Source organism: Lysobacter capsici (genome assembly GCF_018732085.1).
GTDB lineage: Bacteria > Pseudomonadota > Gammaproteobacteria > Xanthomonadales > Xanthomonadaceae > Lysobacter > Lysobacter capsici_A.
Genome location: NZ_CP076103.1, coordinates 4,040,766 through 4,057,574, shown reverse-complemented (window position 1 = coordinate 4,057,574; position 16,809 = coordinate 4,040,766). Strand labels below are relative to the sequence as shown.

The 16,809-nt window shown below is 67.2% G+C and carries 17 protein-coding genes and 2 pseudogenes; 10 read left to right on the top strand and 9 right to left on the bottom strand.

From position 1 onward, the window contains the following. Nucleotide 1: 1 nt before the first annotated feature. A complete protein-coding gene (tesB, locus tag KME82_RS16855; protein ID WP_036109297.1) occupies nt 2-886 on the bottom strand; it encodes an acyl-CoA thioesterase II in 885 nt (294 codons plus the stop codon). Between the two features lie 118 nt (nt 887-1,004). Beyond that, nucleotides 1,005-1,586, bottom strand: a complete 582-nt coding sequence (locus tag KME82_RS16850) for an N-acetylmuramoyl-L-alanine amidase (RefSeq protein WP_252255380.1) — start codon at nt 1,584-1,586, stop codon at nt 1,005-1,007. 22 nt (nt 1,587-1,608) lie between these two features. Here KME82_RS16850 and KME82_RS16845 point away from each other — a divergent pair, with 22 nt between their 5' ends. The 7 genes and pseudogenes from KME82_RS16845 (at nt 1,609) to KME82_RS16820 (ending at nt 7,672) form a co-directional block, all read left to right on the top strand. After that, complete coding sequence (locus KME82_RS16845) at nt 1,609-2,121, top strand: MOSC domain-containing protein (protein WP_215495073.1); 513 nt, start codon at nt 1,609-1,611, stop codon at nt 2,119-2,121. A 412-nt stretch (nt 2,122-2,533) separates the two neighbouring features. Next, nucleotides 2,534-3,061: a hypothetical protein gene (locus KME82_RS16840; RefSeq protein ID WP_215499112.1), complete on the top strand. Its 528-nt coding sequence runs from the start codon at nt 2,534-2,536 to the stop codon at nt 3,059-3,061. Between the two features lie 13 nt (nt 3,062-3,074). Next, nucleotides 3,075-3,983 (top strand): annotated as a pseudogene (locus tag KME82_RS27165) (THUMP domain-containing protein); the annotation flags it as partial. A 144-nt stretch (nt 3,984-4,127) separates the two neighbouring features. Further along, nucleotides 4,128-5,444, top strand: a pseudogene (gene rlmKL / locus KME82_RS27160) (bifunctional 23S rRNA (guanine(2069)-N(7))-methyltransferase RlmK/23S rRNA (guanine(2445)-N(2))-methyltransferase RlmL); the annotation flags it as partial. A 58-nt stretch (nt 5,445-5,502) separates the two neighbouring features. Continuing rightward, the gene (locus tag KME82_RS16830) at nt 5,503-6,096 is read left to right on the top strand and encodes a class I SAM-dependent methyltransferase (RefSeq protein WP_215495071.1); all 594 of its coding nucleotides are present in this window, start codon (nt 5,503-5,505) and stop codon (nt 6,094-6,096) included. A 220-nt stretch (nt 6,097-6,316) separates the two neighbouring features. Next, on the top strand, nt 6,317-7,171 hold the full coding sequence (locus KME82_RS16825; protein WP_215495070.1) for a pirin family protein: 855 nt from the start codon (nt 6,317-6,319) through the stop codon (nt 7,169-7,171). Nucleotides 7,172-7,510: 339 nt separating this feature from the next. Then, nucleotides 7,511-7,672: a hypothetical protein gene (locus KME82_RS16820; RefSeq protein WP_215495069.1), complete on the top strand. Its 162-nt coding sequence runs from the start codon at nt 7,511-7,513 to the stop codon at nt 7,670-7,672. A 207-nt stretch (nt 7,673-7,879) separates the two neighbouring features. Here KME82_RS16820 and aqpZ read toward each other — a convergent pair whose 3' ends face one another. The 3 genes from aqpZ to KME82_RS16805 form a co-directional block, all read right to left on the bottom strand. Further along, on the bottom strand, nt 7,880-8,590 hold the full coding sequence (aqpZ, locus tag KME82_RS16815; protein WP_036109456.1) for an aquaporin Z: 711 nt from the start codon (nt 8,588-8,590) through the stop codon (nt 7,880-7,882). 219 nt (nt 8,591-8,809) lie between these two features. Then, nucleotides 8,810-9,286, bottom strand: coding sequence for a hypothetical protein (locus tag KME82_RS16810; protein ID WP_215495068.1), 477 nt, complete (start codon nt 9,284-9,286; stop codon nt 8,810-8,812). A 109-nt stretch (nt 9,287-9,395) separates the two neighbouring features. Continuing rightward, on the bottom strand, nt 9,396-10,256 hold the full coding sequence (locus KME82_RS16805; RefSeq protein WP_215495067.1) for a pirin family protein: 861 nt from the start codon (nt 10,254-10,256) through the stop codon (nt 9,396-9,398). A 168-nt stretch (nt 10,257-10,424) separates the two neighbouring features. Between KME82_RS16805 and KME82_RS27155 the strand changes: the two genes are divergently transcribed. After that, entirely contained in the window at nt 10,425-10,493 is a 69-nt protein-coding gene (locus tag KME82_RS27155; protein WP_430538845.1) for a DUF6053 domain-containing protein, read from the top strand. Beyond that, on the top strand, nt 10,477-10,752 hold the full coding sequence (locus KME82_RS27150) for a DUF6053 domain-containing protein (protein ID WP_430538843.1): 276 nt from the start codon (nt 10,477-10,479) through the stop codon (nt 10,750-10,752). The genes KME82_RS27155 and KME82_RS27150 overlap by 17 nt, the downstream gene beginning before the upstream one ends. On the opposite strand, the gene KME82_RS16800 is transcribed toward KME82_RS27150, so the two are convergent. From KME82_RS16800 to mfd, 4 genes are all read right to left on the bottom strand, one after another. After that, nucleotides 10,643-11,053, bottom strand: a complete 411-nt coding sequence (locus tag KME82_RS16800; RefSeq protein ID WP_215495066.1) for a hypothetical protein — start codon at nt 11,051-11,053, stop codon at nt 10,643-10,645. The genes KME82_RS27150 and KME82_RS16800 overlap by 110 nt on opposite strands. Nucleotides 11,054-11,214: 161 nt before the next feature. After that, complete coding sequence (locus tag KME82_RS16795) at nt 11,215-11,727, bottom strand: SixA phosphatase family protein (protein WP_215495065.1); 513 nt, start codon at nt 11,725-11,727, stop codon at nt 11,215-11,217. A 45-nt stretch (nt 11,728-11,772) separates the two neighbouring features. Continuing rightward, nucleotides 11,773-12,270, bottom strand: coding sequence for a GlcG/HbpS family heme-binding protein (locus tag KME82_RS16790; protein ID WP_215495064.1), 498 nt, complete (start codon nt 12,268-12,270; stop codon nt 11,773-11,775). Nucleotides 12,271-12,744: 474 nt separating this feature from the next. Continuing rightward, nucleotides 12,745-16,203, bottom strand: a complete 3,459-nt coding sequence (gene mfd / locus KME82_RS16785) for a transcription-repair coupling factor (protein WP_252255377.1) — start codon at nt 16,201-16,203, stop codon at nt 12,745-12,747. A gap of 227 nt (nt 16,204-16,430) precedes the next feature. Between mfd and KME82_RS16780 the strand changes: the two genes are divergently transcribed. Continuing rightward, nucleotides 16,431-16,721 (top strand): hypothetical protein, encoded by a 291-nt coding sequence (locus tag KME82_RS16780; protein ID WP_148650448.1) that lies wholly within the window; start codon nt 16,431-16,433, stop codon nt 16,719-16,721. Nucleotides 16,722-16,809 lie beyond the last annotated feature (88 nt).

Genomic DNA, 16,809 nt, shown 5'->3' with positions numbered 1-16,809 from the left:
GTCAGCCCTTCGCCGGCGCTTGCGCGGCCATCACGCGGATCAGGCCTTCCTGCGCGCTGCTGGCGACCAGATGGCCGTGGCGGTCGAATATCTGCCCGCGGGCCAATCCGCGCGCGCCCTGCGCGCTGGGGCTGTCGATCGAATACAGCAGCCAGTCGTCGGCGCGGAACGGACGGTGGAACCACAGCGCATGATCGAGCGAGGCCATCTGCACGTTCGGCTGGTAGTAGCTGATGCCGTGCGGAAAGGTCGCGGTGCCGAGCAGATGGAAGTCGGACGCGTAGGCCAGCAGGGCGCGATGCAGCTCCGGCGCGTCGCCGACCGGTTCGCTCAGGCGGAACCACACCTGCTGGAACGGCGGCCGCTTGGGCGGGTTGAGTTCGTCGCGCGGATACACATGGCGGAATTCGAACGGCCCCTGCCGCGACAGCCAGCGCTGGACCTTGGTCGGCAGCGTCGCCATGACCTGCGCGGGCACGGCGGGCGCCGGGTCGATGTCCTCGGGCTTGGGCACTTCGGGCATCGACAACTGGTGCTCGCCGCCGTCCTGGTCTTCGTGGAACGAGGCGGCCAGGAAGAAGATCGGCTGGCCGTGCTGGATCGCGGTGACCCGGCGCACCGAGAAACTGCCGCCGTCGCGGGTGCGGTCGGCCTGGTAGACGATCGGCGCTTCGATATCGCCGGCCTTGAGGAAATACGCATGCAGCGAATGCGCCGCGCGCGCGGTGTCGAGGGTGGCCTGCGCGGCCGACAGCGCCTGGCCGAGCACCTGCCCGCCGAACACGTACTTTGTGCCGATATCGCGGCTCTGGCCGCGAAACAGGTTGTCCTCCAATCGTTCCAGCGACAGCAGTTCGATCAGTTCGGAGACGGGGGAGGCGGTCATCGGGGCGCGGTTTGGGAGGTCGGGGGGAGTATAGCGGGACGCCTGCCACACTCCGGCGCGGCGCGGCGGGCGGTGGCGTCGCCTTGCGGACGCCGTGTCGCGCGCCGATGCGGCCGGCTCAGCGCGGCAACCGCTCCAGGCCGCACGCCGCCAACACCCGCGGCCACGGAAACCACGGGCCCGGATCGAGCTTGCGCTGCACCAGCACCGAAGGATCGTCGCTGGCCTCGACCTGGGCGGTGTCCAGGTCCTCGTGACCGGCGATAAAGCGCAGCGACGGCAGGCGCTGGCGCAGCTCGTTCAACAAGTCGGTCAGCGCCTGGATCTGCGCCGCGGCGTAGTCCTCGGGCATGGCCTGGCGGCGCGAATCCAGCCAGTGCGGATACCGCCCGATATTGACCAGTTCGATCCCGATCGAGCGCGGGTTGTAGCCGCGCACGTGATGGGCGATGCGGTCCTCGCCGACATAGCGCAGCACCGAGCCGTCGCGGTCGATGTAGTAGTGGCCGCTGTTGCCGGTGCCCGATTCGGCGTACAGCACCCGCTCGCCGTATTCGCGCGCCGTGGCCAGGTCGGGCAACTCGGTGCAATGGATCACCACCAGGTCGATCGAGGCCGGATCGCGCGGCGTCAGCCGGGCTTCGTAGGGCAGGGGCGCGGGCGTGAGATTCAGGGGCGGCATGCCTGCGGATGCTACCATTCGCCCTCCCACGGAGCCCTCGATGACCCTGCCGCCCGCCGACTCCGCGCTAGGAAAGCTGATGGCCACGTTGCCGCGGCCCGGCCGGGTCGAATGGATCGGCGTGCGTCCGGCGCGGGCGGTGCGGATGCAGTCGCTGGACGAGGTCGTCGCGCAGACCGGCGCGGGCCTGGCCGGCGACCGTTACAAGGGTGGCAGCGGCAAGCGCGGGGTGACCCTGATCCAGGCCGAGCATCTGCCGGTGATCGCGGCCCTGTCGGGTCGCGAAGCGCTGGAACCGGCGCTCCTGCGCCGCAATATCGTGATCTCCGGGCTGCCGTTGCTGGCCTTGAAAGATCGCCGCTTCCGTGTAGGCGACGCGCTGCTGGAATGGACCGAGTCCTGCGACCCGTGTTCGATGATGGAAGCCGCGCTCGGCCCGGGCGGTTTCAACGCGATGCGCGGCCATGGCGGGCTGTGCGCGCGGGTGCTCGAGGGCGGCACGATCCGGCGCGGCGATGCGCTGGTGCCGGTGATCGATGCGGTTGCGGTTTGATTGCGCGATTGCTGCGGATGATCGGGTTGGCTGGTTTCTTTCGCGATCGGTTGCCGCCTCATGGCCGCGAATCGGGCTCGGCCGTTTGGGCGAGCGCGAAATGATCGGGGTCGTTGCGATGGATTTCATGCGCGGTTGGCGCCGTGGCAGGGAGTTGACTGATGCGGTGCGGTCCGCGATTGATTCACATCCAGGCTGGATGATCTCCCCGGGACATCGCCTCTGCGGACGTTCGCAGTGATCCGCACCTGCTTCATCTCGACTTAAAGATGACCACTCAAAGTCACTGCGTTCCCGGACGTTCGATGTGACCTGCAACTACTTCACCTCGGCTCTTAGATGATCACCCCAGGTCACTGCATCCCCGGACTTTCGCAGTGATCTGCACCTACTACACCTCGGCTCCTAGATGATCACTCCAGGTCACTGCATTCTGTCTCATGGCTTCGAAAGCGGCCCCGACGCGACCAAGGTCACCGCCTTGGCCGAAGCGGCGCAGCGGCTTGGATGGACCCACGAGCGTCCCGACTACACCGACCTGGACGCCAGACGCGAAGTCAGCGACCTGGGCGATGTCTACGCGCGCATCGAGCGCCTGCTCGGGCTGGCGCGCGCGGCCGCCGAACGCGGGCCGGTGGTGCTCGCCGGGTCGAGCCTGGGCGCCTATATTTCCGGCGCGGTGTCGATGCAGGTCCGGCCCGCCGGCCTGTTCCTGATGGCGCCGCCGATCGCGATGGGCCCGGCGCCGGTGCTGCAGGCCGCCGATGTACCGATCAGCATCATTCACGGCTGGGACGACGAACTGATCCCCGCCGCCGACGTCGTCGCCTGGGCCCATCCGCGCCGTGCGCGGTTGCTCCTGGTCGACGACAGCCACCGCCTTACGGCGCACGTGCAGGGCAGCGCCGACGCGTTCGCGCGCCTGCTCGAAACATTGTGAGTACCGCGCAAGCATGAGCAAGTTCTACGCAAGCTGCGGCAAGGGTCTGGAATACCTGTTGGCCGACGAACTGATCGCGTTGGGTTGCCAGCGCGCGACCGCGGCCACCGCCGGCGTCAACGTCGAAGGCGACCTCGCCGATGCGCAGCGCGCGGTGCTGTGGTCGCGTCTGGCCAGCCGGGTGTTGTGGCCGATCGCCGAATTCGATTGTCCCGACGAACACGCCCTGTACGCCGGCGTCGCCGCGCTGGACTGGCCCGCGCACATGGAGAGCGTGCATACGCTCGCGGTCGACGCCCACGTGTCGGGCGAGGCGATCACCCACGCGCGCTACGCCGCGCAGCGGGTCAAGGACGGCGTGGTCGACGTGATGCGCGCGCGCACCGGATCGCGGCCCGATGTCGATACCGATCAGCCCGATCTGCGTTTGAATCTGGTGATCCGCAAGGGCAAGGCGATCGTCTCGATCGACCTGGGCGGCGGTTCGCTGCACCGGCGCGGCTGGCGGCAGAAACAGGGCGAAGCGCCGTTGAAGGAAAACCTCGCCGCGGCGGTGCTGCTGCGCGGCGGTTGGCCGAAGGTCTACGCGAACGGCGGCGGCTTGTTCGATCCGATGTGCGGCAGCGGCACCTTGCTGATCGAAGGCGCGCTGATGGCCGCCGATGTCGCGCCGGGTCTGCTGCGTCACGGCGCGCTGCCGCCGACGCGCTGGCGCGGCTTCGATTTCGCCCGCTGGCGCGTGTTGTGCGAGCAGGCGCGCGAGCGCGAAGCCGCGGGCCTGGCCGCGCTGCGGCCGGTGTTCGCCGGCAGCGACATCGATCCGCATGCGATCCGCGCGGCGCGCGACAACGAGATCGAGGCCGGGTTGGCGGGGGTGATCGAATGGAATGTCGCGGCGGTGGAATCGTTGCAGGCCGCGCCTGCGCGGCTTCAGGTGACACAGCTTCAGGCCACTCAACTGCAAGCCGCGCAACTTCAAGTAAGTCATCCCCGCGAAGGCGGGGATCCAGAGACTTCAGAGTCGAACCGCGATAAAGCCCTGGATTCCCGCGTTCGCGGGAATGACGGTCTTGAAGAGGCGATCTCGTCCGAGACCAACGCACGCTCGGTTACGAACGCGCACAACGACGCGCAAACTCCGGGCCTGGCCGTCTGCAACCCGCCCTACGACGCCCGCCTCGCCGCCGACCCCGCGCTGTACCGCGCGCTGGGCGAAGCGCTCAAGCGCACCGTGCCGAACTGGCGCGCCAGCCTGCTGTGCGGCGACCCGGCATTGGCCCAGGCCACCACGCTGCGCGCCAGCAAGAAGTACCAGATCTTCAACGGCGCGATCGAATGCGCCTTGATCGTGTGCGAGCCGATCGCGCGCATCGGCCACGCCGAACGCAAGGCCCAGGCCGAAGACGCCGCGCCGCAGCCGCTGAGCGAAGGCGCGCAGATGGTCGCCAATCGCCTGCGCAAGAACCTGCGCAAGCTCAAGAACTGGCGCCAGCGCGAAGCGATCGAGAGCTTTCGCGCCTACGACGCCGATCTGCCCGAATACTCGGCCGCGATCGACGTCTACACCACCGACGAAGCGCAGCCGCGCACCTACCTGCACGTGCAGGAATACGCCGCGCCGTCCGACATTCCCGAAGCCGACCAGCGCCGTCGCCTCAACGAATTGCTCGCCGCCGCGCGCGAGGTGTTCGCGGTGCCGCGCGAGCGGCTCGCGGTCAAGACCCGCGCCCGCGGCAAGGGCGGCAGCAAGTACGGCCAATTCGATCAGCGCGGCGAATTCATCGTCGTGCGCGAAGGCGCCGCGCGGCTGCGGGTCAATCCGTTCGACTACCTCGACACCGGCCTGTTTCTCGATCATCGGCCGATGCGCCTGCGCATCGCCGAGGAAGCGCGCGGCCGCCGCTTCCTCAATCTGTTCGGCTACACCGGCGCGGCGACGGTGCACGCGGCGGTCGGCGGCGCCAACGAGACCACCACGGTCGATCTGTCGGCCACCTACCTGCAGTGGTGTTCGGACAATCTGCGCGAGAACGGCGTCACCGGCGCCCAGCATCGTCTGGCCCAGGCCGACGCGATGCAATGGCTGGAAGCCGACCGCGGCCGCTACGACCTGATCTTCTGCGATCCGCCGACCTTCTCCAATTCCGCGCGCGCCGACGACTTCGACATCCAGCGCGAACACGTGCGCCTGCTGCGCGCCGCGGTCGCGCGCCTGGCCGACAACGGCGTGCTGTATTTCTCCAACAACTTCCGCCGGTTCCGTCTGGACGAAGAGGCGATCGCCCAGTTCGCCCGCTGCGTGGACATCAGCGCGCAGACGATTCCGCCGGATTTCGAACGCGACGCCAGGATCCACCGCTGCTGGCGGCTGGAGCCGCGCTGATGCCATCCCTATTTTTTCGTAGCACCCTCGCGCCTGCGCGTTGGTTGGAGCATCGCGCATGAAGTCGCACCGCAAGCCCGGTACCTGGACCTTCTTCCGTCAGTGGCTCAAGAACCCGTTGCGGGTGGCGGCGGTGGCGCCGTCCAGCGCCGAGCTGGCCGCGGCGATGATTTCCGAACTGCCCGACGCGGTGAACCGGGTGATCGAACTCGGCGGCGGCACCGGCGCGATCACCCGCGCCCTGCTCGATGCCGGCATCCGCGACGAAGACCTGCTGGTGCTCGAACTCAACGAAGAATTGCACGCACACCTGCACATGCGTTTCCCGCAGGTGCCGGTGGTGCTCGGCGACGCGCGCGCGTTGCCGCAACTGGCGCGCGACAGCGGTTATCTGGCGGCCGGTCCGGCAGATGCGATCGTGTCGGGTCTGGGATTGCTGACGATGCCGCATCCGCTGCAGCGCGACATCCTCGGCGCGGCGTTCGAATGCCTGCGCGAGGACGGCGTGTTCGTGCAGTTCACCTACGGCCCGGCCGCGCCGGTGGCCGATCCGGTCGCGCGGTCGCTGGGCCTGCAGGTGCGGCGCGGCGATTTCGTATTGCGCAACGTGCCGCCGGCGACGGTGTATGTGTATTCCAGGGTGAAGCGCTGAGGCTCGCGCGAGCGATCCCCGCCGAAACCTCGACCGCTCTCCCTCTGCCGCTTGCGGGAGAGGGAGGTGAAAGCGGGAGGTTGGGTTGAAACGCCGGTGGGCGATGATTGGTGATTGTTCCATTTTTGTAATTGATGATTGCATCGGGAGCGCTATCGTTCCGAAAATGCAGTGCCATCCTATGGCCATCGCCAATCCGGCGTCCCGATAGGAAAGACCCATGGCCACCCCCACCGCTTATGCCCGCGTCGGCCGCAAGCTGCGCGGCCAGCCGACTTCCGATGGCGCCGGGGTTCGCCTGACCCGGGTCATCGGCGGCCCGCAGTTGCCCGACCTCGATCCGTTCCTGCTGCTCGACGAATTCGGCACCGACAAACCTGAGGATTACCTCGCCGGCTTCCCGGAGCACCCGCATCGCGGCTTCGAGACCGTCACCTACATGCTCGACGGCCGCATGCGCCACAAGGACAACCACGGCAACGAAGGCGTGCTGGTCCCCGGCAGCGTGCAGTGGATGACCGCCGGCCGCGGCCTGGTGCATTCGGAGATGCCCGAGCAGGAGCAAGGCCGCATGCGCGGCTTCCAGTTGTGGGTCAACCTGCCGGCGCGCGAGAAGATGACCGAGCCGAAATACCAGGAGTTCGCGCCCGACCGCATCGTCCAGTTGCAGCCGGCCGACGGCGTGCAGGTCAAGCTGATCGCCGGCCGCATCGGCGACCTGCGCGGCCCGATCGCGCAGCCGGCGACCGATCCGGTCTACCTCGACATCGCGCTCGATGCCGGCGCGCGCTGGGAGTACGAACTGCCCGAAGGCCACAACGCCTTCGCGTACGTCTACGAAGGCGGCGTGCAGATCGGCGACGGCGAGGACGCGCGCGCGATCGATGCGCAGGAACTGGCCGTGCTGTCGGGCGGCAACGTGCTCAAGCTGTTTGACGCGAAGCCGGGCAGCCGCCTGATCGTGATCGCCGGCCGGCCGCTGCGCGAGCCGGTCGCGCGCTACGGCCCGTTCGTGATGAACACCAAGCAGGAAGTGATGCAGGCCTTCGTCGATTTCCAGGAAGGCAAGTTCTGATCGCGATCCGCGCCTGAGGCAGCGACGCGAAAGGCCACGCGCGAGCGTGGCCTTTTGCTTTTTCATTCGCCGGTATTGGCATGCGCGGCGATTTTCGCTGCGCCCGCAACACCGATGTTTCACCCGCGATACGTCCGTAGCCCGATGGCGCGCGCGTTGTTTTCTATCGCACGCAACATCGACGCAGGTCCGCGGCGATGGGCGAAGACACGCGCGCAGCCGCGCAAGCGGCGCGCGTCACAAGGAGCGACATCGCATGGCCACCAAGCTCGATCCCAAGCAGATCACCCTCGTCGCCACGTTCGTATCGGCCGGCGTCGCCAACGGCGCCAGCGGCTGGTGATCGTCGGCGGCAAACTCAAGAAGATCCCGCCGCGCGGCATCAAGCAATTGCAGGCGGTGTCGCAGATGCTCAACGCCGCCGACGCGCTCGGCAATGCGCGACTGGCCGCGCAGTTGCAGCAGACCGCGATCGAGGTCGCGAACGAGGCGGTGCGTTAGTCGACGATGCATCGGCGGGCGGGCGTTGCGACCTCGGTCTTGCGCGTCCGTCGTTGTTTCGCGCGTGTCGGCGCGGCATGGGCCGCGCCGCATCGTGCGCATGCGCTCGGCGCGCGTTGCGCGCGGAACAAGCGCGCGACCGGCGCGAGACCGAAACGAAAAAGCCGCGCGGGTGCGCGGCTTTTTCGTTTGCTGTCGAGCGCGGCATCAGTCCTTGCCGAGCCAGCGATACACCGCGCCGCCGAGCAGGCCGCCGACGATCGGCGCGACCCAGAACAGCCACAACTGGCTCATGGCCGCCGCGCCCGCGAACAAGGCCACGCCGGTGGAACGCGCGGGATTGACCGAGGTGTTGGTGACCGGAATGCTGATCAGGTGGATCAAGGTCAGGCCCAGGCCGATCGCGATCGGCGCGAAGCCGGCCGGCGCGTTCTTGTGGGTGGCGCCGAGGATGATGATCAGGAACATCGCGGTCATCACCACTTCGGTCAGCAGCGCCGCGGTCAGCGAGTAGCCGCCGGGCGACATCAGGTCGTAGCCGTTGCTGGCGAAGGTGCCGGCCGCGTTGGGGTCGATGGCGAAACTGCCGTTGCCGCTGGCGATCTGCAGCAGGATGAAGCCGGCGAGGATGCCGCCGAGCACCTGGGCGACGATGTAGGGAAACAGGTCCTTGGCCGGGAACCGGCCGCCGGCCCACAGGCCGAAACTCACCGCCGGATTGAAATGGCCGCCGGAGATGTGGCCGAACGCGTAGGCGCCGGTCAACACGGTCAGACCGAACGCCAGCGCCACGCCGAGCAGGCCGATGCCGAGCGGATTGCCCGCGCCGCCGAAATTGGCCGCCAGCACGGCGCTGCCGCAACCGCCGAGCACCAGCCAGAACGTACCGATGAACTCCGCACCGAGTCGCTTGATCATGATCGTCATCCTTTGAGGTAGTGGGGCATACAGGCCCTGCGGATCGACGATCAACCCTGTTCAGTCTTGGAACGGGGCAGTTCGACCCTGTTCAGCCAGGCCATTCTTATGCTGGCCGATTCCTCAAAAATGAGCAATACGTCACAAATATGCAGCGCGGGCACAGCAAAACGACCGCGCTGAGCCAGCGCGGTCGTTTTGTTGGAACGCAGTGCTGGATTACTTGGCGCTTAGTTGGGCGGTCGGAAATCGCAGGCCTTCGGTCTGGCCGATGACCTCCTTGAGCTGATCGGGCGAGGAGGCCTGCATCCAGATGTGCGCGACCTTGCCCGAGCCGATCTCGATCAGCGTTTCGCGGACCTGGATGTCGGGTTTGCCGGCCAGCTCGCCGCGATACCAGTACATCGCCTTGCCGTCGATCGTGCTGGCTTCGGCACGGTCGCCGCGTTTGGGCGTGAACGGCGATTTGCTGGCGATGTACAGGCCGAAGGCTTCCGAGCCGTCGGCGCGCAGAGCGCGGCAGAAATCCGAATCCGCGCTGGCGCGGTACTCCCAACGCAAGCCGGTGCTGGCGGGCAATGCCGGGCAATTGCCCGGGTCATCCGCAGCGGCGTCCTGGGCTTTGGCGTTGGCACACAATGCAAACAACAACACCAGCCACGGCACAGCGTGCTGGTTCTTTCCCCATGACTTCACGACACTTCCCCCTGCAACCGGATGTATATGGTTAAGCGGTGTTGCGAGTCCTATAGGTTGTGACCTTAGTCCACTTTGCGGGGATTGACAAACGCCAGATTCGGAAAAGTCACCGTTCAGGTAAAGGAATGAATTCGTGCTCACCCGGGATGTGACCGAATCGTCCCTCGGCCCAATCCTGCTTGGCCTGTTCGATCCGCTCACGCGAACTTGAGACGAAGTTCCACCACAGATGGCGCGGCCCATCCAGCGGCTCGCCGCCGAGCAGCATGGCCTTGACCGGGGTCTTGGCGCGCAGGCGCGGCCGGGTGCCCGGATCAAGCACGACCAGGTGTTTTTCCGGCACATCGGCGCCATCGAGCTGGGCCTGGCCTTCGAGCAGGTACAAGGCACGCTCGGCGTGACTGTCTTCGATTTCGAGTTCCTTGTCCGGGTCCAGATCGATGGCCACGTACAGCGTGTCGGCGAATACCCGCACCGGCGATTCCTGGCCGAAACCGCGACCCGCGACGACGCGCAACCAGGCACCGTCGCGGTGCAGTTGCGGCAAGGTCGCGGCGGGATGGTGGTGAAAGGCCGGCGCGGTTTCCTCGAACGAACGCGGCAGCGCGACCCAGGTCTGCATGCCGTGCAACGGATGGCCGTCGGCGCGCGGTTTTTCCGGAGTGCGTTCGGAGTGGGCGATGCCGCGGCCGGCGGTCATCCAGTTGACGTCGCCGGGATGGATGTCCTGCACGCTGCCCAGGGTGTCGCGATGGCCGATCGAACCGGCCCACAGGAAGGTCACCGTGGCCAGGCCGATATGCGGATGCGGGCGCACGTCGATGCCGTGGCCGGGCTCGAACGCGGCCGGACCCATGTGGTCGACGAACACGAACGGACCGACCGAGCGCGCCTGGACGCTCGGCACGGCGCGACGCACCTGGAACCCGCCCAGGTCGTGGATGCGCGGGGCGATGATCGTGGTCATGACGGACTCCTGCGAGACTGATACCCGCAGATTGGCATGACTTTTATGCATTCGCGGTGTCGATGCTGCAACTCGGTGTTGCAGTTGCCGGCATGGATCGAGAGGGCAGCGGGTGTGCGGCTGTTGCCGATTCCCCTGCCAATACCCTGAGCAAGTCCGAAGTCTTTTGTGGGAGGGCCTTCAGGCCCGATGCTTTTCGCTCAGGTCGCGATGAAACCGCATCAGTCGCCCCCATGAAAGCTGCGCGGCGATCCGAGCGAAAAGCATCGGGCCTGAAGGCCCTCCCACAAAAGACTTAGCTGCATCGGTATTGACTGGCCAGCGAAGGCTTCAGATCGCCGGTCGGGCGCGATCGAGCAACTCAATCACCCGATCATTTCACCCGATCACTTCGCCTGGAACCGCACCGTCGCATGCGGCGGCTCGGCGAAATCCAGCGCCTGCAATTCGAACGTCCACGCGCCCGCGCTCTTGCTCGGTTGCGCCGGCGTGTTGAGCGACACGGCGGTCTTCGTGCCGTCGCTGCCGGTCCATTGGAACTCCAGCGTCGCATCGCCGGCCCAGATGCACTGCAGGCCCGGCTTGCAGCGCGAGTCGGCGGTGACGGCGACGAAACGCAGGCGCGAGCGATCGGGCAGGGTCACTTCATCGCCGGGCCGCATCGACAGCGGCTGCCCGGGACGCGCGCCGTCGCCGGTTTCGGGGTTGGCATCGGCCTGGTCGGACGGCGCGGCGTGCGCGCAGGCGGTCAGGGCGAGCACGCACGACAGCGTCGAGGCGGCGAACAAGGGCTTCATGGCGGGACTCCGTGCGGGCGGGGCGGGCTGGCTGAACACATGAGCTAAGTCGGTGCGCAAGGCCGATGAGCTGGATGGACGGGCCGAACCCGTGAACAGGCATGCTCGACGATCCGCGTCGGTGCGTCCAGCCGCGCGAGCATCGCTCAACGCGCGCCGCGTCACTGATCGCGCGACTCGCTGTAGCTCGGGTGGCCATCGCGATCGAAGTCGATGCGCATGCGCCGGTCGAATTCGGTTTCCGCCATCGGCGCCACGCTGCACTGACACAGGGCTGCGGCAATATCGGGCGCGGTATTGCTGTGGCCGACCACCAGCACGGTGCCGCTGGGATGTTCGCGCCGCAGCGCCGCGGCGAAATCGCCGGCGGGCTGTTTGGCGTCGTAGCCGATGACTTGCAGTCCGTGCGATTGCGCGGTCGGTTCGCCGGTCTGCTGGGTGCGGCGATACGCGGTGGCATAGACCGCGCGCACCGGCTGGTTTTTCAGCGAGGCGGCGAGGCGTTGCGCGCGCGCGCGGCCGACTTCGCTCAGGCTGGGGTCGCGCGGATCGTCGTCGCTTTTTTCGGCGTGACGCACGATCACGAAACTCGCGCTGGGCGCGGGCGGCGCGCTTGCGCAGGCGGCGAGCAGGACGCTCAAGCCCAGGGCGGAAATACGGGCGATCGGTGTCATGCCGGAATCCTTGGAACGCTTGGAGTTGCGGACGATGCAGTCGGCCTACTTCAACACATCGGCGCCGGCCTGGGCGATCTCGCCATCCTGCGCGGCCCGCGCGCCGGACACGCCGATGCCGCCGATCACCTGATCGCTGTGCAGCAGGCGCACGCCGCCCGCGATCGGCGTGCTCGACGGCAATCCGAGCACGACGGTATTGCCTTCGCTGAGCAGCTTTTCATGGAACGCGGTATCGCGGCGGTAGTTGACCGCGTGCGTGGCCTTGCCGATGGCGACCTCGACGCTGGAATTCGGCGTGCCGTCCATGCGCTGGAAATGCAGGAGCCGGCCGGCGTCGTCGACGATCGCGATCGATACGTTCAAGCCCTGCGCGCGCGCCTTGTCTTCGGCGGCCTGGGCAATCTGCTTGACCGCGGCGAGATTGAGGGTGGTGCGTTGGCTGAGTTCGATCTTCATGGCGGCGGCCGCGGTGAGTGCGAGCACGGACAGCGCCGGCATCAGCAGCGCGAGGGCGAGGAAGCGGGCATGGCGAGACGGCATGAGGCGCCCGGCTTGGGAAGGGAGCGGCGATGGTAGGGCGGATGTGGGGTGGGTGTCAGTGTGGAATGTCAGGGGACGAGCGTTGCGAATGGCTTGTGGGGGCGAGGACGGGGGCGAAGAGTGAGTGGGAAGAAATGAGGAGTGAGTGGGAAGGAGTGAGGCATGAGTAAACGCGGAGCGAGCGGATGACGCCGGGCGCGGCATACGCGTCGGCGGACATCGTGAATATCGCTAAAGCCCGCGCTCGTGAAATTCGCGCCGAACTGTTCCCCCCTTTGAAAAAGGGGGGCTAGGGGGGATTTGCTTTTCGCTCGCGGCCATCGCGACGAAGCAAAAGCAAATCCCCCGCGCTGCCGATCAACCGGACATCGTGCCGACGCCGGGCGCTCGCCCCCTTTTTCAAAGTGGGCACGACAGTTGCGCGCGCCGCTCGAACCGCAGTCGCAGCCATCGTGCGGCGCTCGACGCGCAACCTCAGTGCTTGGTATCGAGCAAAGTCAGCAACCCCTTCGCCGCCGCCAACCGCGCCAACGCATCGGGCAGGTCCAGCTTGATCTTGAGCTTGTCCGGTCCATCCATCTGATACAGCTTCGGTTGGCCCTGGATCAGCTTGATCACCGACATCGGGTCCACGTTCGGCCGTTCGACGAACTGCAATCGCCCGCCCTTGTCGCCCAGATCGAGTTTGCGAATGCCCAGATTGGTCGCGATCAGCTTGAGTTCGGCCACCGCGAACAAGTGCTTGGCCGCGTCGGGCAACAGGCCGAAGCGGTCGATCATCTCGACCTGCAGCTCGCGCAGTTCCTCGCTGTCGCGCGCGCCGCTGATGCGCTTGTACAAGGTCAGGCGGGTATGCACGTCGGGCAGGTAATCGTCGGGAATCAGCGCCGGAATATGCAGTTCGACTTCGGCCCCGCGCGATTGCGTGGAATCCAGGTCGGGCAGCTTGCCCTGGCGGATCGAGCGCACCGCGCGTTCCAGCAACTCGGTGTAGAGGCTGAAACCGACCTCGGCCATCTGCCCGCTCTGATCCTCGCCGAGCAACTCGCCGGCGCCGCGGATTTCCAGGTCGTGCGTGGCCAGGGTGAAACCGGCGCCGAGTTCGTCCATCGAGGCGATCGCTTCCAGGCGCTTCTGCGCGTCGGAGGTGATCGAGCGCTTGTCGGGCACCACCAGATACGCATACGCGCGATGATGCGAACGGCCGACCCGGCCGCGCAGCTGATGCAACTGTGCCAGGCCGAACTTGTCGGCGCGGTTCATGATGATGGTGTTGGCGTTCGGGATGTCGATGCCCGACTCGATGATGGTCGTGCACAGCAGCACGTTGAAGCGCTGCTTGTGGAAGTCGAGCATGACGCTTTCGAGTTCGCGCTCGGCCATCTGGCCGTGGGCGACGCCGATGCGCGCCTCGGGCACCAGTTCTTCGAGCTGACGCTTCATGCGGCCGATGCTCTCGACATCGTTGTGCAGGAAATACACCTGGCCGCCGCGCGACAGCTCGCGCTGGAACGCCTCGCGCAATTGCATGTCGTCCCAGGGCACGACGAAGGTCTGCACGGCGAGGCGATGCGCGGGCGGGGTGGCGATGATGCTCAGATCGCGCAGGCCGGCCATGGCCATGTTGAGCGTGCGCGGGATCGGCGTCGCCGTAAGCGTCAACAGATGCACGTTGGCGCGCAGCGCCTTGAGCGCTTCCTTCTGGCGCACGCCGAAGCGCTGTTCTTCGTCGACGATGACCAGGCCGAGGTCCTTGAAGCGCACGTCGCCCTGCAACAGGCGGTGGGTGCCGACCACGACATCGATCTTGCCCTCGGTCAGCTTCTCCAGTTCGGCCTTGATTTCCTTGCTGCTCTTGAACCGCGACAGCACCTCGACCTTGAGCGGCCAATCGGCGAAGCGATCGCGGAAATTGCGGTAGTGCTGCTCGGCCAACAAGGTGGTCGGCACCAGCACCGCGACCTGCTTGCCGGCGGTGGCGGCGACGAAGGCCGCGCGCACCGCGACTTCGGTCTTGCCGAAACCCACGTCGCCGCAGACCACGCGGTCCATCGGCTGGCTGCTGCCCAGGTCGCGGATCACCGCTTCGATCGAGGAATGCTGATCGGGCGTTTCCTCGAACGGGAAGCCGGCCGCGAACGGTTCGTACATCGAACGGTCCACGTCCAGCGCCAGGCCGGCGCGCGCCTGGCGCTTGGCCTGGATCTCAAGCAGTTCGGCGGCCACGTCGCGGACTTTTTCCGCGGCCTTGCGCTTGGCCTTGGTCCATTGCTCGCCGCCGAGCGAATGCAGCGGCGCGGTTTCCACCGACGCGCCGGAGTAGCGGCTGATCAGGTGCAGTTGCGCGACCGGCACGTACAGCCGGTCGCCCTTGGCGTATTCGATTTCCAGGTATTCGCCGGGCTGGCCGCCGGCTTCGAGCACGATCAGGCCGCGATAGCGGCCGACGCCGTGATCCTCGTGCACGATCGGCGCGCCTTCGGACAACTCGCCCAGATCGCGGATGATCGCTTCGGGTTCGCGGCCGACGCGCTTGCGCCGGCGCGGCTGCGAGGCGCGCTCGGGAAACAGCTGGCGTTCGGTCAATATCGCCAGCGCCGGTTCGCTGAGCGCGAAGCCGTCGTCGAGCGGCGCGACTGCGATCGCGAAGCGGCTGGCGCCGTCGCGGAACGATTTCCAGTCGGCGACCACATCGGGTTTCAGTGCCGCGGCCTGCAGCACTTCGAGCAGCGCTTCGCGGCGGCCGGCGGTGTCGGCGGCGATCAGCACGCGGCCGGGATAACTGCCCAGGAACGACTTCAACGCTTCGGCGGGTGCAGCGTCGCGCGCGGCGACCGGCAAGGTCGGCGCGGGCTGGTCGCCCAGCGCGACGGCCTTGCCGCGTTGCGGATGCTGTTCGCCGCACAGCTCGATGCGCGCGGCCTGGTTGAGGCGCTCGCGCAGGCCGACCGGGGTCAGGTACAGCGAATCGGGCGGCAGCAGCGGGCGTTCGAGATCGTGGCGGCGCTGTTCGTAGCGCTCGCCGGTCTGGGTCCAGAATTGATCGGCCGCGTCCAGCGCGCCGTCGGCGATCACCGGCAGCACCTTGTCGCCGAGGTAATCGAACAAGGTCGCGGTCTGTTCGAAGAACAGCGGCAGGTAGTACTCGATGCCCGACGGCGCGATGCCGGCCTTTAGATCCTGATACAGGGCGCTGCGCCGGGTATCGAGATCGAAGCGTTCGCGCAGCGCATCGAGCGCGCGCTTGAGCGAGGCGTCGTCGAGCGGCACTTCGCGGCCCGGCAACAGATGCACGCGGTCGATCTTGTCGAGCGAGCGCTGCGATTCGGGATCGAACGCGCGGATGGTGTCGATCTCGTCGTCGAGCATCTCGACCCGGAACGGCGTGTCGGCGCCCATCGGGTAGACGTCGAGCAGGCCGCCGCGGACGGCGAAATCGCCCGGATCGAGCACCTGCGGCACGTGCCGGTAGCCGGCCGATTCGAGCCGGCGCTTCTCGTTGTCGAGGTCCAGGCGCTGGCCGACGCGCACGTCGAAACTGCCGCCGACGATATGCCGCAACGGCGCCAGCCGCTGCAACAGCGTCTGCACCGGCACCACCACGATGCCGCGCTTGATCGACGGCAAGCGGTGCAGGGCCGACAGACGCTGCGAGACGATGTCCGGGTGCGGACTGAACAAGTCGTAGGGCAGGGTTTCCCAATCCGGGAAGGTCAGGACCGGCAACGCGCCGTCGTGACCGGCGTCCGCGCCCAGCAGGGTGCGCAGGTCGGATTCGAGTTGGTGCGCGCCGTGGTTGTCGCGCGCGACCGCCAGCAGCGGGCCGTCGTAGTCGGCGCCGGCGCGGGCGATCGCCCAGGCCAGGGCGGAAGGCGAGGCCGGCGCGCGCCACCAGGCACGCTGCTGGCCGGTTTTAGGCAAAAGGGCAGACACGTGGTGAGGGAACTCGCAGAGGGCGGCTAGGTTAGCCGCAGGGGGACGTAAGGTCACGTCGCGCGCGCGGGCTTTCGCCTGCATGATGGCGCGGCGCCGAAGCACGGACCGGAACGCTCTGTCCGGCGCAGGAGCCGGCGCTCGTCACGGCCGGCTCACGCGGGCCGAAGCCGCCAGCGCGCGGCATCGGTCTTACGCTCATGAAGATCATGGAGGAAAGTGCAGTCATGAAGCTCGATTCGTTGGTTTCGCGGTTCCGCCGGCCGTTGCTGGCGTTGGGTGTGATGAGTGTGGTCGTGGCGTCGGCGTCGGTGTGGGCTCAACCCCCGCGTCCGCCGACCGCGGTGTCGGTGACCAGCTACTACACCGATGCATCGCATGCGTACGTGGCCGGGGTGGTCTTCTACGGGGATTGCCCGGCGATCAGTTCCGGCAGCTTGATCGGCGCGTCGACGCCGTATTCGGACACCACCACGGTCATGTGCGACGACGTGGACAGCGTGCCGCTGCCGTTCTGACCGGTGTCGCGCTAGGTTCAATGGGGCCGTAGTCGGCCCGTGACAAGGCGCCCGGGAACGGGCGCCTTGTCGTTGTCGCGCGTTGGAT

Bases quoted from the DNA above. Each gene is read 5' to 3' on its own strand.
- tesB (WP_036109297.1), bottom strand. From the start codon at position 886: ATGACCGCCTCCCCCGTCTCCGAACTGATCGAACTGCTGTCGCTGGAA.
- KME82_RS16850 (WP_252255380.1), bottom strand. From the start codon at position 1,586: ATGGTAGCATCCGCAGGCATGCCGCCCCTGAATCTCACGCCCGCGCCC.
- KME82_RS16845 (WP_215495073.1), top strand. From the start codon at position 1,609: ATGACCCTGCCGCCCGCCGACTCCGCGCTAGGAAAGCTGATGGCCACG.
- KME82_RS16830 (WP_215495071.1), top strand. From the start codon at position 5,503: ATGAAGTCGCACCGCAAGCCCGGTACCTGGACCTTCTTCCGTCAGTGG.
- KME82_RS16825 (WP_215495070.1), top strand. From the start codon at position 6,317: ATGGCCACCCCCACCGCTTATGCCCGCGTCGGCCGCAAGCTGCGCGGC.
- aqpZ (WP_036109456.1), bottom strand. From the start codon at position 8,590: ATGATCAAGCGACTCGGTGCGGAGTTCATCGGTACGTTCTGGCTGGTG.
- KME82_RS16805 (WP_215495067.1), bottom strand. From the start codon at position 10,256: ATGACCACGATCATCGCCCCGCGCATCCACGACCTGGGCGGGTTCCAG.
- KME82_RS16800 (WP_215495066.1), bottom strand. From the start codon at position 11,053: ATGAAGCCCTTGTTCGCCGCCTCGACGCTGTCGTGCGTGCTCGCCCTG.
- KME82_RS16795 (WP_215495065.1), bottom strand. From the start codon at position 11,727: ATGACACCGATCGCCCGTATTTCCGCCCTGGGCTTGAGCGTCCTGCTC.
- KME82_RS16790 (WP_215495064.1), bottom strand. From the start codon at position 12,270: ATGCCGTCTCGCCATGCCCGCTTCCTCGCCCTCGCGCTGCTGATGCCG.
- KME82_RS16780 (WP_148650448.1), top strand. From the start codon at position 16,431: ATGAAGCTCGATTCGTTGGTTTCGCGGTTCCGCCGGCCGTTGCTGGCG.